Genomic DNA, 19,776 nt, shown 5'->3' with positions numbered 1-19,776 from the left:
CGTAGTTCCCTGCCGGCAGGTCGCTGAAGGTCGCGCTGCCGGAGTAAACCAGATTGAGCAGCGCCAGAGATGGCGTCAGGCTCACGGCATCCGGAATAATCTGCACCACCTCACCGGTGTCGGTATTCACTATCGACAGATCGGCGGTGATAGATGAAGCACCTCCCACCAGTTGTCCCACCAGTGCCAGTACCGACTGCAGACTCAGCAACGTTGAACCGGTAACAGCTATCGTCACGTCCTCAGTGGTTCCTTCACTAACCGAGAACTTCGTTGAGTTTGCCGCCAGCAGGGAGACATCCACCGTATTGAGTAAGGAGACACCGAGCAGCTGGCTTGCGGTTCCGGTCACGTTGTTAAGATTGCCCTCTACGGTATCGATAGCCGCGGTATGGGTATCATCATTTGCCTGCGGTTCGGTATCCGAATCCGAGTCGCTGTCCGAGTCCGAGTCGCTGTCGGAGTCGGAGTCGCTGTCGGAGTCGGAGTCAGAATCACTGTCAGAATCCGAATCGCTGTCCGAATCCGAGTCACTGTCAGAATCCGCATCGCTGTCAGAGTCGGAGTCGGAGTCGGAGTCGGAGTCGGAGTCGCTATCGGAGTCAGAATCGCTATCCGAGTCCGCATCGCTGTCGGAGTCAGAGTCGCTGTCAGAATCCGAGTCGCTGTCAGAGTCTGAATCGCTGTCGGAATCAGAGTCACTGTCAGAGTCCGAGTCGCTGTCGGAGTCCGAGTCGCTGTCAGAGTCGGAGTCGCTGTCGGAGTCAGAATCGCTGTCAGAGTCGGAGTCGCTGTCGGAATCCGAGTCACTGTCGGAATCCGAGTCACTATCTGAATCGGAGTCACTGTCGGAGTCGGAGTCAGAATCCGAGTCACTGTCAGAGTCAGAATCGGAGTCGCTGTCAGAGTCCGAGTCGGAGTCAGAATCCGAATCGCTGTCAGAATCCGAATCGCTGTCGGAATCGGAATCGCTATCCGAGTCGGAGTCGCTGTCGGAGTCCGAGTCGCTGTCGGAGTCAGAGTCACTGTCAGAATCCGAATCGCTGTCGGAGTCAGAGTCGGAGTCCGAGTCGCTGTCTGAATCCGCATCGCTGTCGGAGTCAGAGTCGCTGTCGGAGTCCGAGTCGCTGTCAGAGTCGGAGTCGCTGTCTGAGTCCGAGTCGCTGTCGGAATCCGAGTCGCTGTCAGAGTCCGAATCACTGTCGGAATCGGAGTCGCTGTCAGAGTCGGAATCGCTGTCAGAATCCGAATCGCTGTCTGAATCCGAGTCGCTGTCAGAGTCCGAGTCACTGTCGGAATCCGAGTCACTGTCAGAATCGGAATCCGAGTCGGAGTCCGAGTCACTGTCAGAATCCGAGTCACTGTCAGAATCCGAGTCACTGTCGGAATCCGAGTCGCTGTCGGAGTCCGCATCACTGTCGGAGTCCGAGTCACTGTCAGAGTCGGAGTCGCTGTCGGAGTCCGAGTCGGAGTCAGAATCCGAATCGCTGTCTGAATCCGCATCGCTGTCGGAGTCTGAATCACTGTCAGAATCCGAGTCACTGTCAGAATCCGAATCGCTGTCGGAATCCGAGTCACTGTCGGAATCCGAGTCACTGTCGGAGTCAGAATCCGAGTCGGAGTCCGAGTCGCTGTCGGAATCTGAATCGCTGTCGGAATCCGAATCGCTGTCGGAATCCGAATCGCTGTCTGAGTCGGAGTCACTGTCAGAATCCGAGTCGCTGTCAGAATCCGAGTCGCTGTCGGAGTCCGAGTCGCTGTCAGAATCCGAATCACTGTCAGAGTCCGAATCGCTGTCAGAGTCGGAGTCGCTGTCGGAGTCCGAGTCACTGTCAGAATCCGAATCGCTGTCGGAGTCAGAGTCGGAGTCAGAATCCGAGTCGCTGTCAGAATCCGCATCGCTGTCGGAGTCAGAGTCGGAGTCAGAATCCGAGTCGCTGTCAGAGTCGCTGTCAGAATCGGAGTCGGAGTCACTGTCTGAGTCCGAATCGCTGTCAGAGTCAGAATCGCTGTCGGAATCCGAGTCGCTGTCAGAGTCCGAGTCGCTGTCTGAATCGGAGTCACTGTCGGAATCAGAGTCGCTGTCCGAATCCGAGTCACTGTCAGAGTCGGAATCGCTATCCGAGTCGGAGTCGCTGTCGGAGTCGGAGTCAGAATCACTGTCAGAATCCGAATCGCTGTCCGAGTCCGAGTCACTGTCAGAATCCGCATCGCTGTCAGAGTCGGAGTCGGAGTCGGAGTCGCTGTCGGAGTCAGAGTCGGAGTCGGAATCGCTATCCGAGTCGGAGTCGCTGTCTGAATCCGAGTCACTGTCAGAATCCGAGTCGCTGTCAGAGTCGGAGTCGCTGTCAGAGTCGGAGTCGCTGTCGGAATCAGAGTCACTGTCAGAGTCCGAGTCGCTGTCTGAATCGGAGTCACTGTCAGAATCCGAATCGCTGTCAGAGTCCGAGTCACTGTCAGAATCCGCATCGCTGTCCGAATCCGCATCGCTGTCGGAGTCGGAGTCACTGTCTGAGTCCGAGTCGCTGTCAGAGTCAGAATCGCTGTCGGAATCCGAGTCACTGTCGGAATCTGAATCGCTGTCCGAATCGGAGTCGGAGTCAGAATCCGAGTCGCTGTCGGAGTCCGAGTCACTGTCAGAATCCGCATCGCTGTCCGAATCCGAGTCGCTGTCGGAGTCAGAGTCACTGTCTGAATCGGAGTCGCTGTCCGAGTCCGCATCGCTGTCGGAGTCAGAGTCGGAGTCAGAATCGGAGTCGCTGTCGGAGTCAGAGTCGCTGTCCGAATCCGAGTCACTGTCGGAATCCGAGTCACTGTCAGAGTCAGAATCGCTGTCAGAATCCGCATCGGCATCACTTTCGCTGCCGCCAGGGTTAGTATCGCTGTCTGAGTCAGAATCCGAATCACTATCAGCATCGGAGTCTGTATCATCAATGTTAGAATGAGATGAGTGATCTTTATCAGATGATCCCGCAATCATCGCGCCCACCCCCAGCAGTGCCGCCCCAGCCATTACCCATGGAGCAATGCTACCACCAGAACTGCCAGCAACTAGTAATCCTGAAATATCGCTGATGAGAGAATAATGGGCATCGCTGGTTCCTGCCCCTTCAAGCCACCACAGAGCCCCACTATCGTCATCCTGTAAAACTAAATCGCTATGATGCCCACTGGCATCATTAACAAAAAAGTTTTTCAGCGTAAGCGTACTGCCATCGTTTATCTTCAGAACAAGATCATTACCTTGCCTCGAGAACGAACTGATGTCCTCTCGCTTAATATGCAACACGACAACTGACTGCGTGTTCAAGTTAACTTGATTACCATCGATGGTGTATTTCACACCTGTGTCTTTTGCTGTGATATTTATATTTTTCATCAGGACGCACCCTTGGGATGAAGACGCAGTCAGAGGTTTTGAGATAATTCTTACTTATGCATCTTATTAGATATACCAGAAACCACGGGGCCGCAAGGATGTTAAGAAACAAAACTGAAATACATTGAAACAAAACAACTGATTGATAAATAAGACAATAAAACAGAGAATCACACTTCTGTACTCTTTTATTTTTCATGCCAGGTTTTCATTTCATTAAGAACTCGTTTGGCAAAAAAAAATTATACTTCCTGGCTTCGTCATATCTTTCTATCGTTTTTTTTCATCGTTCACCTCAAAAAAATGAGACCTTTGTCACGGAATTGCAATATTCAAATCACCTCCATTTTTTAATAATTAAAATAATTACCGCATTAATAACCTTAATTAAAACATGCCTTAAAAAAATGAAAAAATTCGAGTCTGAGTGTTTTTTTATTATTCCACATAATTAGCATGGCTATCTGTGATTAATAAAGACATTATATTCCACAAGGTTATTTCCACTCTATAAATTTTCAAATGAACAACGAAACGTTTCGCTAAGAAAACATAAATAATGCGAATTTTATTTATTAGAGAAGGATAAAAAAACCCGCTAATGCGGGTTATTTTTACTTAGCCAGCCCCAGTCGCGGTAGCTCAATGGCCGGACAACGATCCATCACCACCTTTAACCCGGCTTCTCGGGCCAGCACCGCGGCCTGTTCATTGATCACCCCCAGCTGCAGCCACAGCGTTTTCGCGCCGATAGCAATCGCCTCCTGCGCCACGCCCCATGCCGCTTCTGAATTACGGAAGACATCAACCATGTCGACCTTTTCCGGAACATCGGCAAGCGTTCCATAGCCCTGCTGCCCCAACAGCGTCTTGCCTGCCACCTTCGGCGAAACCGGGATAACGTGATACCCCTGATCCAGCAGATACTTCATGACCCGGTAGCTAGGACGGTCAGGTTTGTCGCTGGCGCCGACCAGCGCAATCGTCCGTGTCGAGGTCAGGATTTCGGCAATATCGTTCTCTTTCATGGTTTCCTCCTGCTATTTCACCTAAGTGTATGCTAATCCGCAGCAGGGGGCCATCCAGGCTAACCCGCAGATTCAGCAAAATTTTCATCCCTGATGCTTGCAGCGACAGCCACATTCAGTAATCTGTCAGCAGGTCAAAATGCGGAATGAAAATATGGAACTGACAACACGTACCCTGCCTGCGCAAAAACATATCGCGCTGGTGGCTCACGATCACTGTAAAGATATGCTGATGAAATGGGTTGCTCGCCATCAGGCGCTGCTGGCGCAACATGTTTTGTACGCCACCGGCACTACCGGCAACCTGGTCTCCCGGGCTACCGGGCTGGAGGTCAATGCCATGCTGAGCGGCCCGATGGGCGGCGACCAGCAGGTGGGTGCCCTCATTTCAGAAGGGAAAATCGACGTGCTGATCTTCTTCTGGGATCCGCTGAACGCCGTTCCCCACGACCCGGATGTCAAAGCCTTGCTGCGTCTGGCCACGGTCTGGAACATTCCGGTCGCCACTAACGTCTCCACCGCTGACTTTATTATCCAGTCGCCGCACTTCGCTCAACCGCTCGATATTCTGATCCCGGATTATCCGCGATATCTTGCCGAGCGCCTGAAATAATCGAACCGCGATCACGGCTTTCTGGCCACAGGCACATCCAGCGCCTGCAGGATCTCGACAAACGGCGACGGTTGCGCCTTGTTAAATAACAGCCACACCCGGTGACGGGCACGGGTTATGGCCACGTACAGCAGTCGACGTTCCTCCGCATCCGGAAAATCTTCCGGTTGCGGCAGGAGCGCCTCCTCTATGATCGACTCGCGCGCTGGAGCCGGAAACGCATCCACTCCCTCCTGCAGTCCCAGCACAATGACATAGTCGGCCTGCTGACCTTTGCTGGCGTGAATAGTCATAAAATCAAGCTGGAGGTGCGGCCAGCGCGTCGCCGCTTTATCAAGCGCCTCGGGCTTCAGATGATGGTAGCGGGCAAGCAGCAGGATCCGCTGCTCGGGCTTAACGTAACCGCTCAATTTATCCAGAAGATCGTCCAGCTTATCGTCGGCTAACAGCGTGACGGCCTTTTTATCTCCCGCGGTCAGGCTGTTCAGCGGTTTGCTTAACTGATGCGGATTCTGCTGGATAAAACCATTGGCTATTTCGCCGATACGCCCGTTAAAGCGATAGGTGGTATCCAGCGCACAGCAGTCCCCTTCGCCAAAGTAGTGGTTGAACGCGGTGGTCAGGGAGAGCTGCGCCCCGCTGAACCGGTAAATCGCCTGCCAGTCATCGCCAACGGCAAAGAGCGTGGTTTGGCTATTTTGCCGGCGTAACGCGGCCAGCAGCGAGGCTCGCTGCGGCGAAATATCCTGAAATTCATCCACCAGAATGTGTTTCCACGGGCTAACGAAGCGGCCTTTATCGAGAATATTGACCGCCTGATGGATCAGGCCGGAAAAATCGACTGCATTCTCCGCCTTCAGCGCCGCCTTCCACTCTTTCAGCAGGGGCGACATCAGCTTCACCCGTTTACTGAACAGATCGCGTACCGCATCCGGCGCGCCGGCGATCATCTCTGCCTGGGAGCCGCCGTGCATGCACATCAGGCTGACCCAGCGGTCAAGCCGGCTGGCCATCCGCCGCTGCACCTTTTTATCCTGCCAGAAGTCCCCCTCCGGCAGTTGCCAGCCCATCTCCTCTTCCAGCCACAGGCGCCAGCCTTTCGCCTGCGCTTTTTTCTCCTGGCACTGCTTTTGCCAGCTTTTCAGCAGCAATGCGTGGCGGTCCGCAGTATCGCTTTCCAGCTTACTGATGGTGGGCACTTTTTTGCTGCCCTGCTGGATAATATGCAGCGCCAGCGAGTGGAAGGTGCGGGCGGTAATATCGTCTGATGCCAGACGCTCGCGGATCCGCTCATCCATCTCCTGCGCCGCCTGGCGGCCAAATGCCAGCAGCAGAATTTGCTCTGCCGCCGCTTCTCCCCGCGCCAGCAGCCAGCCCGCTCGAGCCACCAGCACCGAGGTTTTACCACTGCCCGCTCCCGCCAGCACCAGCAGGGAGCGCTCGCCGTTCACCACCGCTCGCGCCTGCGACGGATTGAGCGGGGAGGATTCTACGCCGTCAAAAAAGCCGCGATACTGTTCCAGCATCGCCTCGGTAAAGGCCTGGTTATGGGCCTGACGCGCCGCTTCAATATCCCCTAACCAGCGCTGACATTCCCGCCACAGCTCCCGGCAGTTATCAAAGGCGTCAAGCCGGCTGGTGGGCATCGGCAGCCCGGTTAACGCATGGCGAATATTATCCTGAACATCCGCCACCTGCTGACGCGTCAGCCACTTACCTTCTGCCCGGGTGCGTTCGATGGCTGCCAGCTGCTGCTTCAGCACCCCGGCGGCGATATCGCTCATTTCCGTGCTCCACTGCTGCCAGAGCGTGTGTAAATGGTGATAAAAGCGCTGCGTTTCGCTCCATTCGGTACCGTGCAAACGCACGACTTTATCGTCCGGCAGCACAAACTCCAGTTCGCCCCAGACCAGACCGCGCTTACAATGCACTGACAATAACTGATTGAAAGGGATAAGATACTCATGACGATCGCCGGAAACCTTTACCCCGGCATTCAGTAACTGCACCCTGTCATAAGGATGCTGAGCCATGCGTTTGCCCAATGTTGTCGCTTTAAGTTCCATATAATGTCGATTTTCAATCAGGGTGGATTGTTTTTCAGTTTAACCGCCCCGGACCAGGTGCTCCAGCGCAAAAAAACGTTACAATTGTCAGGTCTTATTATCCACAGGGCAAAACCGAGGCTTTATGCGTACCATTCTGAATATTTTGAACTTTATCCTTGGCGGTTTCGCCACCACTTTAGGCTGGCTGCTCGCCACCCTGGTCAGCATTATGCTGATCGTCACGCTGCCGCTGACTCGTTCCTGCTGGGAAATCACTCGCCTTTCGTTATTTCCTTATGGTAACGAGGCGATTCATATTGATGAGCTCGAGCCAGGTCGCCAAAACAGCCTGCTGAACGCCGGCGGCACCATCCTGAACATTCTGTGGTTCATTTTTTTCGGCTGGTGGTTGTGCCTGATGCATATTTTCAGCGGCATCGCCCAATGCCTGACTATCATTGGCATCCCGGTGGGGATCGCTAATTTTAAAATCGCCGCCATCGCCCTCTGGCCGGTGGGTCGCCGGGTCGTCTCTGTGGAAACCGCGCGCGCCGCGCGCGAAGCCAATGCGCGTCGTCGCTTTCAGTAACCGAACGGAACACGGACATGATTAGCCCCCTGCTACGCCGCTACACCTGGAACAGCGCCTGGCTTTATAACGTACGCATTTTTATTGCGCTCTGCGGCACGACGCTGTTTCCCTGGTGGATCGGCGAAGTCAAACTGACCATCCCCCTCACCCTCGGCGTCGTGGCCGCGGCGCTGACCGACCTTGATGACCGTCTGGCGGGCCGTCTGCGCAACCTCGCCATTACTCTGGTTTGCTTTTTTATCGCCTCCGCCTCCGTGGAGCTGCTGTTTCCGTGGCCGCCGCTGTTTGCCCTTGGTCTGACCGTGTCTACCATCGGCTTTATTTTGCTTGGCGGCCTCGGACAGCGCTATGCGACCATTGCCTTCGGCGCCCTGCTTATCGCCATCTACACCATGCTCGGCGTCACGCTGTACGATCACTGGTATCTGCAGCCGTTGTTCCTGCTGGCGGGAGCCGTGTGGTACAACCTGCTGACGTTGTCCGGCCACCTGATCTTTCCAATTCGTCCACTGCAGGACAACCTGGCGCGTAGCTATGAGCAACTGGCCCGCTATCTGGAGCTCAAATCCCGGCTGTTTGATCCAGACCTTGAGGATGAGAGCCAGGCGCCGCTGTACGATCTGGCCCTCGCCAACGGCCAACTGGTGGCGACCCTTAACCAAACCAAGGTCTCACTGTTGACCCGACTACGAGGCGACCGGGGACAGCGTGGTACTCGTCGTACGCTGCAGTATTACTTTGTGGCCCAGGATATTCATGAACGCGCCAGCTCATCGCATATTCAGTACCAGACCCTGCGCGACCAGTTCCGCTACAGCGATGTGATGTTCCGTTTCCAGCGCATGCTTTCGATGCAGGCGCAGGCCTGCCAGAAACTCTCGCGGGCGATTCTGCTGCGCGAACCCTATCAGCATGATGCCCATTTCGAACGGGCGTTTATGCATCTCGATGCGGCACTTGAGCGCGTACGCGCCAGCGGCGCATCCGATGAGCAGCTCAACGCCCTTGGCTATTTACTCAATAACCTGCGCGCCATTGATGCTCAGCTGGCCACGATTGAATCGGTGCAAACCACCGCGCCCGCCGGGAGTAATACAGAGACGCTGCTGGCCGACGACAGGCTCGGCGGACTGAACGATATCTGGCTGCGCCTGCAGCGCAATATGTCGCCAGAGTCAGCCCTCTTTCGCCACGCGGTGCGTATGTCGCTGGTGCTCTGCGCCGGCTATGCCTTCATCCAGTTTACCGGTCTTCAGCACGGCTACTGGATCCTGCTGACCAGTTTGTTCGTCTGTCAGCCGAACTATAACGCCACCCGCCATCGCCTGGCGTTGCGGATCATCGGCACGCTGGTCGGGGTGGCGATCGGCCTGCCGGTCCTCCTGCTGGTACCGTCGGTTGAAGGGCAGCTGCTGCTGATCGTCCTCACCGGCGTGCTGTTCTTCGCCTTTCGTAACGTGCAGTACGCCCATGCCACCATGTTTATTACGCTGCTGGTGCTGCTGTGCTTTAACCTGCTTGGCGAAGGTTTTGAAGTCGCGCTGCCGCGCATCATTGATACGCTGATCGGCTGCGCCATCGCCTGGGCGGCGGTCAGCTTCATCTGGCCGGACTGGAAATTCCGCAACCTGCCGCGGGCGCTGGACCGGGCGCTAAACGCGAACTGCCGTTATCTGGATGCCATCCTGGAGCAGTACCACCAGGGCCGCGACAACCGGCTGGCCTACCGTGTCGCACGCCGTGACGCCTACAACCGCGATGCTGAGCTGGCTTCCGTCGTCTCGAACTTGTCGACGGAACCACGGGCGGATGCCGCCCAGCGTGAGACCGCCTTTCGCCTGCTGTGTCTCAATCATACCTTCACCAGCTACATTTCCGCTCTCGGCGCGCATCGGGAAAAACTGTCCACGCCGGACATCCTCGCCCTGCTCGATGATGCGGTCTGCTATGTCGATGATGCCCTGCATCATACCCCAGCGGATGAACAGCGAGTGCAGAAGGCGTTGACCAGCCTGCAAAGCCGGATCCACCATCTGGAGCCTCGCGCGGACAGTAAAGAGCCCCTGGTGCTACAGCAGATTGGCCTGCTGCTGGCGCTGTTGCCTGAAATCTGCCGCCTGCAGCAGCGGGTACACGCTCAAACGGAATAACCGTTGTCCATTAGCGCGCAGACGCCCATTCCAGAAGCTCCTGACGCCGTGGCGTCGGGAGCGCGGCGGCATGAACGCCAACGATAGCCCCCTCCAGCGCCAGCAAGACGTTGTGCGATAGGGAAGCATTGTTCTCGCGCAGCTTTAGCCAGGCCTGGCGGGCGCCCACCTCCCGTAGTGCTAACACGTCTGGTATGCCCGAGTGAATCAACTGCAATTCCATATGAAAACTGATATTGGGTAAATCCTTCAGGCGTCCCGACGACCGGCGGCGATATTTTTCACGCTGGGCGCTCTGCCACGACATCAGTGACAAGCGGAAAAGCTGTTTCTCATCGCGCCACAAGGCATCGTCGATTTGATAATACTTTAGCGGCACGATGCGCCCGTGTCGGCGCAGCATCAATAAAGGATTATGGTGTTCTACCCGATAGGCAGCGCTCTGCTCGCAGGCCTTTAGATAAATATTCCCCTCTGCCACCATCGCAAACACGGTATCTTCGATAGCCAGGCTGTAGCCGCCAAACAGGGGGCGAGAGTGAAGTTGACCCAGCGGAGAGACGCAGGCCTGAAATTGCGGGAGCCGCGGACATACGAGTTTTCTCATGATCATTCCTTTGTGAATCATGTAATTAAACTTAAGTTGTTAACGGATCCGCTAAGGGAAAACATAAGGGACTTCCCTGACAGCAGCAAGATGATTTTTGCCTGCTTTTCCACCAGAATGCGGTTTTGCGAGACGCTTTCAGAAAATTGCAGCTGTTGCTGCAACTGGCAGACAGGAGAAAAAGGATTAGCCGGTGTTAAGGATGGTGTTGCGAGTAGCCGCAAACCTGTACCGTCAGGATGGCTGAAAGCGATTAAATTTCCACCAGCAAAATGACAAATTGCGGTTGATCTTTTCCCCTGGCGGATATACTGTATATGCATACAGTAACTACAGGCGGGATAGACTATGTTTACTTCAGCTCATGCAAACCGTTCAGCACAGGCCTCTGCTCCGGCAGCCCACTACGCTCATCGTTCTGGCGAACAGGCCGCCAATGGGCTGATCAGTGAAATTGTCTATCGTGAAGATCAACCCATGATGACACAGTTGTTGTTGCTACCTTTATTACAGCAGTTGGGTCAACAGTCTCGCTGGCAGCTGTGGCTTACGCCGCAACAAAAGCTTAGCCGTGAGTGGGTTCAGTCCGCCGGTCTGCCGCTGTCTAAGGTCATGCAAATTAGCCAGCTCTCCCCCAGTCACACTTTAGACTCGATGATCCGCGCCCTGCGTACCGGTAACTATAGTGTGGTTATCTGCTGGCTGGCGGAGGAGTTAACCGCTGACGAACATGAGCGTCTGGTGCATGCAGCCCAGGAAGGCTGCGCGATGGGATTCATCATGCGCCCGGTCCGAAATCAGGGCACGCTCGGCAGACAACTCAGCGGGCTAAAAATTCACTCAAATTTGTATCATTGAGTGAAATTAGGATTATTCCTGGAATTTTTTTTACCGGTAGTAATGGCACAGCGTTTTTTAAGGTCTTTTTCGCGGAATGCCTGCCACACGGGCATTTGTGCCTTTTTTTCGTGTACGAAAATCAACCATATTTGTTAAATATTGTGTACACAACCCTTTTTTTTCATATGCCTGACAGAGTTCACACTTGTAAGTTTCGAACTAAGTTGTAGACTTTACATCGCCAGGGGTGATCGGCTTACGCTGCATGTATCAGCATAGTTAACAACAAGTCACGCCCCCGGTGAAGGATTTAACCGTGAGGTCTTTTGTAACTTCATGGCGAATTTTGGATGATAATGAGGCGCAAAAAATGAAAAAGACAGCTATCGCGATTGCAGTGGCACTGGCTGGCTTCGCTACCGTAGCGCAGGCCGCTCCGAAAGATAACACCTGGTATGCAGGTGGTAAACTGGGTTGGTCCCAGTATCACGACACCGGTTTCTACGGTAACGGTTTCCAGGGCAACAATGGTCCGACCCGTAACGATCAGCTCGGTGCTGGTGCGTTCGGTGGTTACCAGGTTAACCCGTACCTCGGTTTCGAAATGGGTTACGACTGGCTGGGCCGTATGGCATATAAAGGCAGCGTTGACAACGGTGCTTTCAAAGCTCAGGGCGTTCAGCTGACCGCTAAACTGGGTTACCCGATCACTGACGATCTGGACATCTACACCCGTCTGGGCGGCATGGTTTGGCGCGCTGACTCCAAAGGCAACTACGCTTCTACCGGCGTTTCCCGTAGCGAACACGACACTGGCGTTTCCCCAGTATTTGCTGGCGGCGTAGAGTGGGCTGTTACTCGTGACATCGCTACCCGTCTGGAATACCAGTGGGTTAACAACATCGGCGACGCGGGCACTGTGGGTACCCGTCCTGATAACGGCATGCTGAGCCTGGGCGTTTCCTACCGTTTCGGTCAGGAAGATGCTGCACCGGTTGTAGCTCCGGCTCCGGCTCCGGCTCCGGAAGTGGCGACCAAGCACTTCACCCTGAAGTCTGACGTACTGTTCAACTTCAACAAAGCAACCCTGAAACCGGAAGGTCAGCAGGCTCTGGATCAGCTGTACACCCAGCTGAGCAACATGGATCCGAAAGACGGTTCCGCTGTTGTTCTGGGCTACACCGACCGCATCGGTTCCGAAGCTTACAACCAGCAGCTGTCTGAGAAACGTGCTCAGTCCGTTGTTGACTACCTGGTTGCTAAAGGCATCCCGGCTGGCAAAATCTCCGCTCGCGGCATGGGTGAATCCAACCCGGTTACTGGCAACACCTGTGACAACGTGAAAGCTCGCGCTGCCCTGATCGACTGCCTGGCTCCGGATCGTCGTGTAGAGATCGAAGTTAAAGGCTACAAAGAAGTTGTAACTCAGCCTGCGGCTTAAGTTATAACTGATGAAAAAACCCGCTTCGGCGGGTTTTTTTATGTCTTCTCGCTCGCTTTAGCGGCTAAAGACTGAAGGCCGTTAGAGGCGGATGGTAGCCTGTGTGGCGCGACCTGCGCCTTAGTCACCACTGAACGGGCAGCCCGCTACTCCTTACCTAACAGAACCTGCAGATCGTGCTTCAGGCTCGACATTTTGCTGGCATACTTCTCTTTATGCTCAGCATCCTCAATCAGCTGGACGATGGTTTCGGACAAGGTTTTCCCTCGCCTCTGCGCCAGACCGGCAAGGCGCTGCCAGACGACAAACTCAAGGTCGATCGACTTCTTACGCGTATGCTGATGCTCGGCGTTAAAATGGCGTTTCCGTCGCGCACGGATGGTCTGTTTCATGCGGTTCATCAGCGCCGGATTCATATGCTGCTCAATCCAGGCATGCACCAGCACAGGTTCATTCTCGAGCGTCAGCAAGTCATCTACCGCAGCTTGCGCAGCGCTGGCCTCAATGTAGCGGGTAATCAGCTCACCTTCCCGGTGCTTCTTTACCAGATATTTCCATTTCCAGCCGCTTTCAAGATTTTCCAGTTGTTGATATTTCATTGCGATCTCAATGTGACCGTGTAACTCATTTCAGGATATCAGTTTTTTCCTGATGTGCTGAATATAAATCATTATTCGTGATGTGGATGGCCGGGTAATCATCGGGGTAGCCATAATCCTCCGTGTGCTCAGACGCGGCATCAGGTATAATTGCGCGCTTTACATCTAACTAAAAAACAGCGACTTTGACCATTACGAAACTGACCCGAACCGACCTTGCGCCTGATCTGGAACCTTACCAGGCGCTGTTTGCTCAAGCTGAACTCTCTCATCCGGCCCCCTCCCTCTCGGGCGATCTGCAGCCGCGGTTGTTCTATGCGCTTGAGCAGCTGCTGTACACCCCGGCAGTCTCCTCCTTCATGCTGGTGAAAGCCCCTGAGGAGCCGGAATATCTGCAATGGCTGGCAGCTGAAACTCGCACGCTGCACGAGCCTGCCGCACCGCTTCACGGAGTTCGCTATGAGGTTAACGGCCCTCACGTGACGCTCGCGCCGGCGCAACGCGCTGAAGATAATTTTGCCAGTACCGCTCCGGTCGTGGCGGCCGATTGGCTGGAGGCGGAACAGCTGTTTGGCTGCGTACGCCAGTTTAATGGTGAAATCACACTCCAGCCTGGCCTGGTCCATCAGGCCAACGGCGGCGTGCTGGTGCTCTCACTACGCGCATTACTGGCGCAACCGCTGCTGTGGATGCGCCTGAAAAATATGGTGACCCGTCAGCGCTTTGACTGGCTCTCCATTGATGAATCACGGCCGCTGCCGGTCAGCATCCCTTCCATGCCGCTGAGCCTGAAAGTCATGCTGGTGGGCGAACGCGAATCGCTGGCCGATTTCCAGGAAATGGAGCCAGAGCTCTCTGCCCAGGCTATCTATAGCGAGTATGAAGACACCCTGCAGTTTGCGGACGCCGATACGCTGAAGGCCTGGTGCCAGTGGGTATGGCAGAATGCGCAGCAGCTGGAGCTACCGGGCCCGGCGAGCGATGCCTGGCCACTGCTGATCGATGAAGGGACGCGCTACACCGGCGACCAGGAGACCCTGCCGCTCAGCCCGCTATGGATAGCCCGCCAGCTGCGTGAGTCTGCCGCCTTCTGCGAAGGCGAAGAGATTACCGGCGAAGCGATGCAGACGATGCTGGCGCGCCGGGAGTGGCGTGAAGGCTACCTGGCGGAGCGTATGCAGGATGAAATCCTGCAGGAACAGATCCTGATTGAAACCGAAGGCGAATGCGTCGGGCAGATCAACGCCCTCTCGGTCATTGAATTCCCCGGTCATCCACGCGCCTTCGGCGAACCTTCGCGCATCAGCTGCGTCGTGCACATTGGCGACGGCGAGTTTATCGACGTCGAACGCAAAGCCGAGCTGGGCGGCAACATCCATGCGAAAGGCATGATGATCATGCAGGCTTTTCTGATGTCCGAGCTGGAGCTGGAGCAACAACTCCCCTTCTCCGCTTCGCTGACCTTTGAACAGTCCTACAGTGAAGTGGATGGCGACAGCGCCTCCATGGCGGAACTTTGCGCCTTAATCAGCGCGCTGGCCAACGTGCCGATTAATCAGAGCATCGCGATCACCGGCTCCGTCGACCAGTTTGGTCGTGTGCAGCCGGTAGGCGGACTGAATGAAAAAATTGAAGGTTTCTTCACAATCTGTCAGCAGCGCGGTCTCACCGGAAAACAGGGCGTGATTATCCCTGCCGCCAACGTTCGCCATCTTAGTCTGACCCACGAGCTGCGTCAGGCCGTTGCCGACAATCAGTTTGCTATCTGGGCAATAGACGATATTACCGAAGCGCTGCCAATGTTGACCCAGCTGATGTGGGACGGTGAAGGACAGACGCTGCGACAAACCATTCAGGAGCGGATAGCGCAGGCGACCCAGCAGGAGACTCGCCATCGTTTTCCGTGGCCGCTACGCTGGTTAGGTGGGACAAGTTCTAACTGATCGGACTTGTTCAGCTTACACGTGTTAGCTATCCTGCGTCCCGAACTTAAAATAAGGCTTACTGAAAACATGGTAGATAAACGCGAATCCTATACAAAAGAAGATCTTCTTGCCTCTGGTCGTGGTGAACTGTTCGGCGCGAAAGGCCCGCAGTTGCCGGCGCCAAACATGCTGATGATGGACCGCGTCATCAAAATGACCGAAACCGGTGGTAACTACGACAAAGGTTATGTTGAGGCCGAACTCGACATCAACCCGGACCTGTGGTTCTTCGGTTGCCACTTTATCGGCGATCCGGTGATGCCGGGCTGCCTGGGCCTGGATGCCATGTGGCAGCTGGTAGGTTTCTATCTCGGCTGGCTCGGCGGCGAAGGCAAAGGCCGTGCGCTGGGCGTTGGCGAAGTGAAATTCACGGGGCAGGTTCTGCCGACCGCGAAAAAAGTGACCTACCGCATCCACTTCAAGCGCATCGTTAACCGTCGTCTGATTATGGGCCTTGCGGATGGAGAAGTGCTGGTTGACGATCGTCTGATCTACACCGCAAGCGATCTGAAAGTGGGTCTGTTCCAGGATACTTCCGCTTTCTGATAACGTTCAGCAGCGATTAAAAGGCGAAGCCCCCGCTATGCGGAGGCTTCTTTTTTAAAGAGACAGTGTCAGGCCGTTAGTACCCTGTCCTCCATGGCTTCTCGCCAGCCTCCCAGCCACCATGAGCGTTGATTCAAGCTCTGGTATGGACACATTTCTTTCGATCTTCCTGCGATACCCGCCTGATATCCGCGTTGATGTGCCCGTTCCAGGCGATCTCGTTTTTGTCTCTTCATGCCTCGTTTCCCTCATTCTTTGATCTGGTGGAAAAGAAAACAGTGGTCGCAAATTGTGCAGCCACGGGTAACGAATACCGCGAAATGAAGGCGACGTCAATGCGCAAAATTCACGCCATTGTCATATTTGTGACCTATATAAGAGTTCATTTTTTGTTCACCTGGCACACCGGCCGGTAACGAACTGACCTGACAAAAAAAAGCCGCGCGGCTCAGATGAACCGCGCGGCAGATCAGCGTGATGAATTTTACTTATGGCAGACGGTTAAGCTCGCTGGCAATGGCTGCCGCCTCCTGGCTCCACGCCTGCGCCAGGGTCTTGACCATCGCATCATATCCATCCTGATCCTGCTTAAGCACGATGTTAAACGGGCGCTTGATCAGCTGCCCCTGATGCTTCAGCAGCCACTCACCGCTGACGATAACCCGCCCGTCGTAGCGTCCGTGAAAGCCGTTGACCGCGACGTTGAGCGTATCCTGTTCGCTACCCAGCGGCTGGGATGACACCACCCAGCCCGGCAGCTGTTGGCTCAGGTTCGCCACCAGCGTGGTGCGTAGCTGCTGGTCCAGCGGGCTGGCCCACAGATTATTATTGGCGATCACATACTGTACGTCGGTGGTCTGGTAGACCACCCCGTTACCCGCCAGATAATCCGGGATGCTGACCTGCTCAACCCACAGCAGACGTGCCCCCTGGCTGGCGGCGCGCTGTGCGCCGCCCTGCGCCACCGGCAGCTGGTAATACGTTTTGCTTTCGCCGCCGCTACTGCATGCCGTCAGCACGCATACGGTTGCCGCGAGTAACCATTTTTTCATTATTTCGCTCCCTTCGGCTGTGGGTCTTTTTTATCCTTCGCCTCAAATACCAGCGCATTGCTCTTATCATTGAGCGTTTTCAGGACCGGCTGCAGCTCGCGCAGCACCTGATCCAGACGCTGCATATCGGCCACCATCTTATTGTAGGCCGCGGAGCCCGGCTGGAAGCCCTGCATGCTGCGGTTCAGCTCGCGCAGCGTCGTCTGCATATCGGCAGGCAACTGCTGCATCGACTGGCTGGAGGTGATCTTATTCAGACTATCCAGTGTGGTCTGCACGTGCTGCATGGTCTTCTCGCTCTGCGCCAGGGTGCTCGTCGCCTGCTCCAGCAACGGATTGAGCGGCAGGTTATTAATCTTATCCAGCGCATCCATCAGACGCTGCTGGATCTGCGCCAGACCACCGCTGATGGTCGGGATAATCGGATAGCCGTTAAACTCCTGCATTTTCCCGCGCGGCGGCGCCTTCGGATAGAAGTCGAGATCGATATACAGCGCGCCGGTCACCAGATTGCCGGTTTTCAGCGAGCCGCGCAGTCCGCGGTTGATCAGATCGTCAATGTGGGCGCGAATATTCGGATCGCCGCCCAGCTGGTTAATCAGACGTTGCGGTTCAACCCGCACTTCCACCGGAATGCGATAGTCGTCGTTCAAACGCTGCTTCAGACCGGGGATGAAGAATGGCACTTTGCCGACGGTTCCCAGACGGATGCCGCGGAACTCTACCGGCGCGCCGGGCTGCAGGCCGCGAACTGAGTCTTTGAAGAACATCACATAGTCAATATGTTCGGTAAAGACCGAATCCTGGATGCTCTTCTGATCGTCAAACAGATGGTATTCCGTTTTATTCGCCACCGGCTCGCCGAGATCCAGTCCTTCCGGAATATCGAAGCTCACGCCGCCGCCAAACAGCGTCGACAGCGAGCCCATCTCGACGCGCATCCCCGCCGAGGTCAAATCGACAGCGATCCCACTGTCCTTCCAGAAGCGGACATTGGTGGTTACCAGGCGGTCATTGGGCGCATTGATGAACAACTGATAAGTGATACGACGTTTCTGGGTGTCGAAGGTGCTGGTTTCCACCGACCCCACGCGATAGCCGCGGAACAGCACCGGATCGCCCGGCGACAGCTGGCCCGCCTTGCTGCTCTCCAGCAGAATACGGATCCCCTTGGCGTCCGGCGAGGCCAGCGGCGGAGAATCAAGCAGCGGATACTGCTCCGGCACCGTACCTTTCGACCCCGGCTGCAGTTCAATATAGGCCCCGGACAATAATGTTCCCAGGCCACTGATCCCCTCGCGCCCTACCTGCGGTTTCACCACCCAGAAGACGGAATCGTTGTGCAGTAATTTCTGCATCCCGGAATTGAGGCGGGCTTTGATTTCCACGTGGGTTAAATCGTCGGTCAGCGTGGCGCTCTCCACCACCCCAACGTCCACGCTACGGCTCTTGATACGGGTTTTTCCCCCTTCAATCCCCTCCGCATTCGTGGTGATCAGCGTGACCTCAGGTCCCTGATGGCTGTAATGATAAAACAGGATCCACGCCCCGATCAGCGCAGTGACGATAGGGAAGATCCACACCGGTGACCAGTTCTTCACCTTCTGCACTTTCGCTTCTCCGCTCTTATTTTCCATGTTGTTGTCTTTCCTCATGGCTTGAATCTGGCTCACGATCCCACAGTAAACGGGGATCAAACGTCATGGCTGAAAACATGGTCATCACCACCACCAGCGCAAACATAACCGCGCCGATGGCGGGATAGATATTCATCAACCCTCCCATGCGCACCAGCGCAGAGAGTACGGCGATGACAAAAACATCAATCATTGACCAGCGGCCAACAAATTCCACCACTTCATAGATCAGATGCATGCGTTCCGAATCGCGCGCACCGTTGCCATTGGCATTCCAGCACAGCCAGGCGATAGCGATCATCTTTAGCGTCGGCACCATAATACTGGCAATAAAAATCACCAGCGCCACCGGATAAGACCCCTCGCTCCACAGTAAAATTACCCCGGCCATGATGGTTGACGGCATTTTATCGCCCAGCAGATCGGTGATCATGATCGGCATAATATTGGCGGGGAGATAGAGTATAAATGAGGTCACCAGCAGGGCCAGCGTCCACTGCAGGCTGTTTTTACGCCGCGCCGTTCCTTTACTATGACAGCGCGGGCAGACCGTCTGGTCGACGGGTAACACCGCCGTGCAGCAGGCGCAGGAGCGCAGCCCCTGGCGGATGCCGGCCACTCCGACCTTCAGCGGTTGGCTAATGGCTGGCATGGGGGCAATATCATCCCACAGCCAGCGGCGGTCGACGCACTGGAAAGTGCGTAACTGCAGCAGACAAAACATGCACCACGGAACAAAGCTCAGACCGATACCGATATCGCCATAGGCCATCAGCTTAACGAAGCTCACCAGCACGCCGGCAAGAAAGATCTCCGCCATTCCCCACGTCTTCAGGTGAAACAGAATTCGTGCCAGAAACGCTTTCAGGCCAGCGGGCATCCTGACCCGATTGACCAACAGCAGAATGGTGACCAGGCAAAAGGCCGGTACCAGTTGCACAAAGAGTAAAAAGAAGGTGCCGAGGCTGGCGTAATCCTCGGTAAATAACACATTGGGAATTTCCAACAGCTCTATTTCGCTGCTGATCCCGCCCACTTTCATGTAGATAAATGGAAACAGGTTGGCCAACAGCAGCATAAACAGCGCGACCAACGCGTAAGCCGTGGGACGCTGGCGAGGCGCGTCCCACGTGGTGGTTAACGTTGTACCGCAGCGCGGGCAAGCGGCTTTCTGGCGATGCTCCAGCTGCGGCAAAGCCACCAGCAAATCACATTGGGGACATAAAATATGTCGCGCAGCATGATGATGATCGCACATG

Annotated in this window: 17 protein-coding genes; 7 read left to right on the top strand and 10 right to left on the bottom strand. The window is 55.3% G+C overall.

Annotated features, from left to right (window positions below; translation table 11 throughout):
* Positions 1-3,379: BapA/Bap/LapF family prefix-like domain-containing protein (locus MKR05_RS20305; RefSeq protein WP_284123264.1), on the bottom strand; the 3,379-nt coding region annotated here is incomplete at its 3' end.
* A gap of 614 nt (positions 3,380-3,993) precedes the next feature.
* Positions 3,994-4,407, bottom strand: a complete 414-nt coding sequence (locus MKR05_RS20300) for a CoA-binding protein (RefSeq protein ID WP_044521947.1) — start codon at positions 4,405-4,407, stop codon at positions 3,994-3,996.
* A gap of 154 nt (positions 4,408-4,561) precedes the next feature.
* Here MKR05_RS20300 and mgsA point away from each other — a divergent pair, with 154 nt between their 5' ends.
* Positions 4,562-5,020, top strand: a complete 459-nt coding sequence (gene mgsA / locus MKR05_RS20295) for a methylglyoxal synthase (protein WP_004201439.1) — start codon at positions 4,562-4,564, stop codon at positions 5,018-5,020.
* A gap of 11 nt (positions 5,021-5,031) precedes the next feature.
* Here the strand turns inward: mgsA and helD are convergent, their stop codons facing one another.
* The gene (gene helD, locus MKR05_RS20290; RefSeq protein WP_238875029.1) at positions 5,032-7,086 is read right to left on the bottom strand and encodes a DNA helicase IV; all 2,055 of its coding nucleotides are present in this window, start codon (positions 7,084-7,086) and stop codon (positions 5,032-5,034) included.
* Between the two features lie 124 nt (positions 7,087-7,210).
* Between helD and MKR05_RS20285 the strand changes: the two genes are divergently transcribed.
* Positions 7,211-7,657 (top strand): YccF domain-containing protein, encoded by a 447-nt coding sequence (locus tag MKR05_RS20285; RefSeq protein ID WP_104467271.1) that lies wholly within the window; start codon positions 7,211-7,213, stop codon positions 7,655-7,657.
* A 17-nt stretch (positions 7,658-7,674) separates the two neighbouring features.
* Entirely contained in the window at positions 7,675-9,810 is a 2,136-nt protein-coding gene (yccS, locus tag MKR05_RS20280; RefSeq protein ID WP_023289054.1) for a YccS family putative transporter, read from the top strand.
* Between the two features lie 10 nt (positions 9,811-9,820).
* Here the strand turns inward: yccS and MKR05_RS20275 are convergent, their stop codons facing one another.
* Positions 9,821-10,417 carry a TfoX/Sxy family DNA transformation protein gene (locus tag MKR05_RS20275; RefSeq protein WP_023289053.1) on the bottom strand — a complete coding sequence of 199 codons (597 nt, stop codon included), beginning with the start codon at positions 10,415-10,417 and terminating at the stop codon, positions 9,821-9,823.
* 17 nt (positions 10,418-10,434) lie between these two features.
* Positions 10,435-10,740, bottom strand: coding sequence for a hypothetical protein (locus tag MKR05_RS20270; RefSeq protein WP_158238131.1), 306 nt, complete (start codon positions 10,738-10,740; stop codon positions 10,435-10,437).
* Positions 10,741-10,765: 25 nt separating this feature from the next.
* On the opposite strand from MKR05_RS20270, the gene sulA reads away from it, so the two are divergent.
* Complete coding sequence (sulA, locus tag MKR05_RS20265; protein WP_023289052.1) at positions 10,766-11,275, top strand: SOS-induced cell division inhibitor SulA; 510 nt, start codon at positions 10,766-10,768, stop codon at positions 11,273-11,275.
* 352 nt (positions 11,276-11,627) lie between these two features.
* A complete protein-coding gene (gene ompA / locus MKR05_RS20260) occupies positions 11,628-12,698 on the top strand; it encodes a porin OmpA (RefSeq protein WP_044521956.1) in 1,071 nt (356 codons plus the stop codon).
* A 146-nt stretch (positions 12,699-12,844) separates the two neighbouring features.
* Here the strand turns inward: ompA and matP are convergent, their stop codons facing one another.
* Entirely contained in the window at positions 12,845-13,297 is a 453-nt protein-coding gene (matP, locus tag MKR05_RS20255; RefSeq protein ID WP_002898404.1) for a macrodomain Ter protein MatP, read from the bottom strand.
* Between the two features lie 185 nt (positions 13,298-13,482).
* Here matP and MKR05_RS20250 point away from each other — a divergent pair, with 185 nt between their 5' ends.
* Positions 13,483-15,240, top strand: coding sequence for a Lon protease family protein (locus MKR05_RS20250; RefSeq protein WP_032455286.1), 1,758 nt, complete (start codon positions 13,483-13,485; stop codon positions 15,238-15,240).
* Positions 15,241-15,309: 69 nt separating this feature from the next.
* A complete protein-coding gene (gene fabA / locus MKR05_RS20245) occupies positions 15,310-15,828 on the top strand; it encodes a bifunctional 3-hydroxydecanoyl-ACP dehydratase/trans-2-decenoyl-ACP isomerase (RefSeq protein WP_004201428.1) in 519 nt (172 codons plus the stop codon).
* Between the two features lie 68 nt (positions 15,829-15,896).
* Here the strand turns inward: fabA and rmf are convergent, their stop codons facing one another.
* The 4 genes from rmf to pqiA all read right to left on the bottom strand — a co-directional run bounded on the left by rmf (position 15,897) and on the right by pqiA (position 19,775).
* Positions 15,897-16,064, bottom strand: a complete 168-nt coding sequence (gene rmf, locus MKR05_RS20240) for a ribosome modulation factor (RefSeq protein ID WP_002898396.1) — start codon at positions 16,062-16,064, stop codon at positions 15,897-15,899.
* Between the two features lie 252 nt (positions 16,065-16,316).
* On the bottom strand, positions 16,317-16,880 hold the full coding sequence (gene pqiC / locus MKR05_RS20235; RefSeq protein WP_032455285.1) for a membrane integrity-associated transporter subunit PqiC: 564 nt from the start codon (positions 16,878-16,880) through the stop codon (positions 16,317-16,319).
* Positions 16,880-18,517 (bottom strand): intermembrane transport protein PqiB, encoded by a 1,638-nt coding sequence (pqiB, locus tag MKR05_RS20230; protein ID WP_032455284.1) that lies wholly within the window; start codon positions 18,515-18,517, stop codon positions 16,880-16,882. Before pqiB ends, pqiC begins: the two co-directional genes overlap by 1 nt.
* Complete coding sequence (gene pqiA / locus MKR05_RS20225; protein ID WP_023289047.1) at positions 18,507-19,775, bottom strand: membrane integrity-associated transporter subunit PqiA; 1,269 nt, start codon at positions 19,773-19,775, stop codon at positions 18,507-18,509. The genes pqiB and pqiA overlap by 11 nt, the downstream gene beginning before the upstream one ends.
* Between the last annotated feature and the right edge of the window lies 1 nt (position 19,776).

Origin of the sequence: Klebsiella sp. K5-204, assembly GCF_030128585.1 — a bacterium.
Classification (GTDB): Bacteria; Pseudomonadota; Gammaproteobacteria; order Enterobacterales; family Enterobacteriaceae; genus Klebsiella; species Klebsiella quasipneumoniae.
Note: the sequence above shows the minus strand (reverse complement) of the source record. Positions and strands in the feature narration are given on the sequence as shown.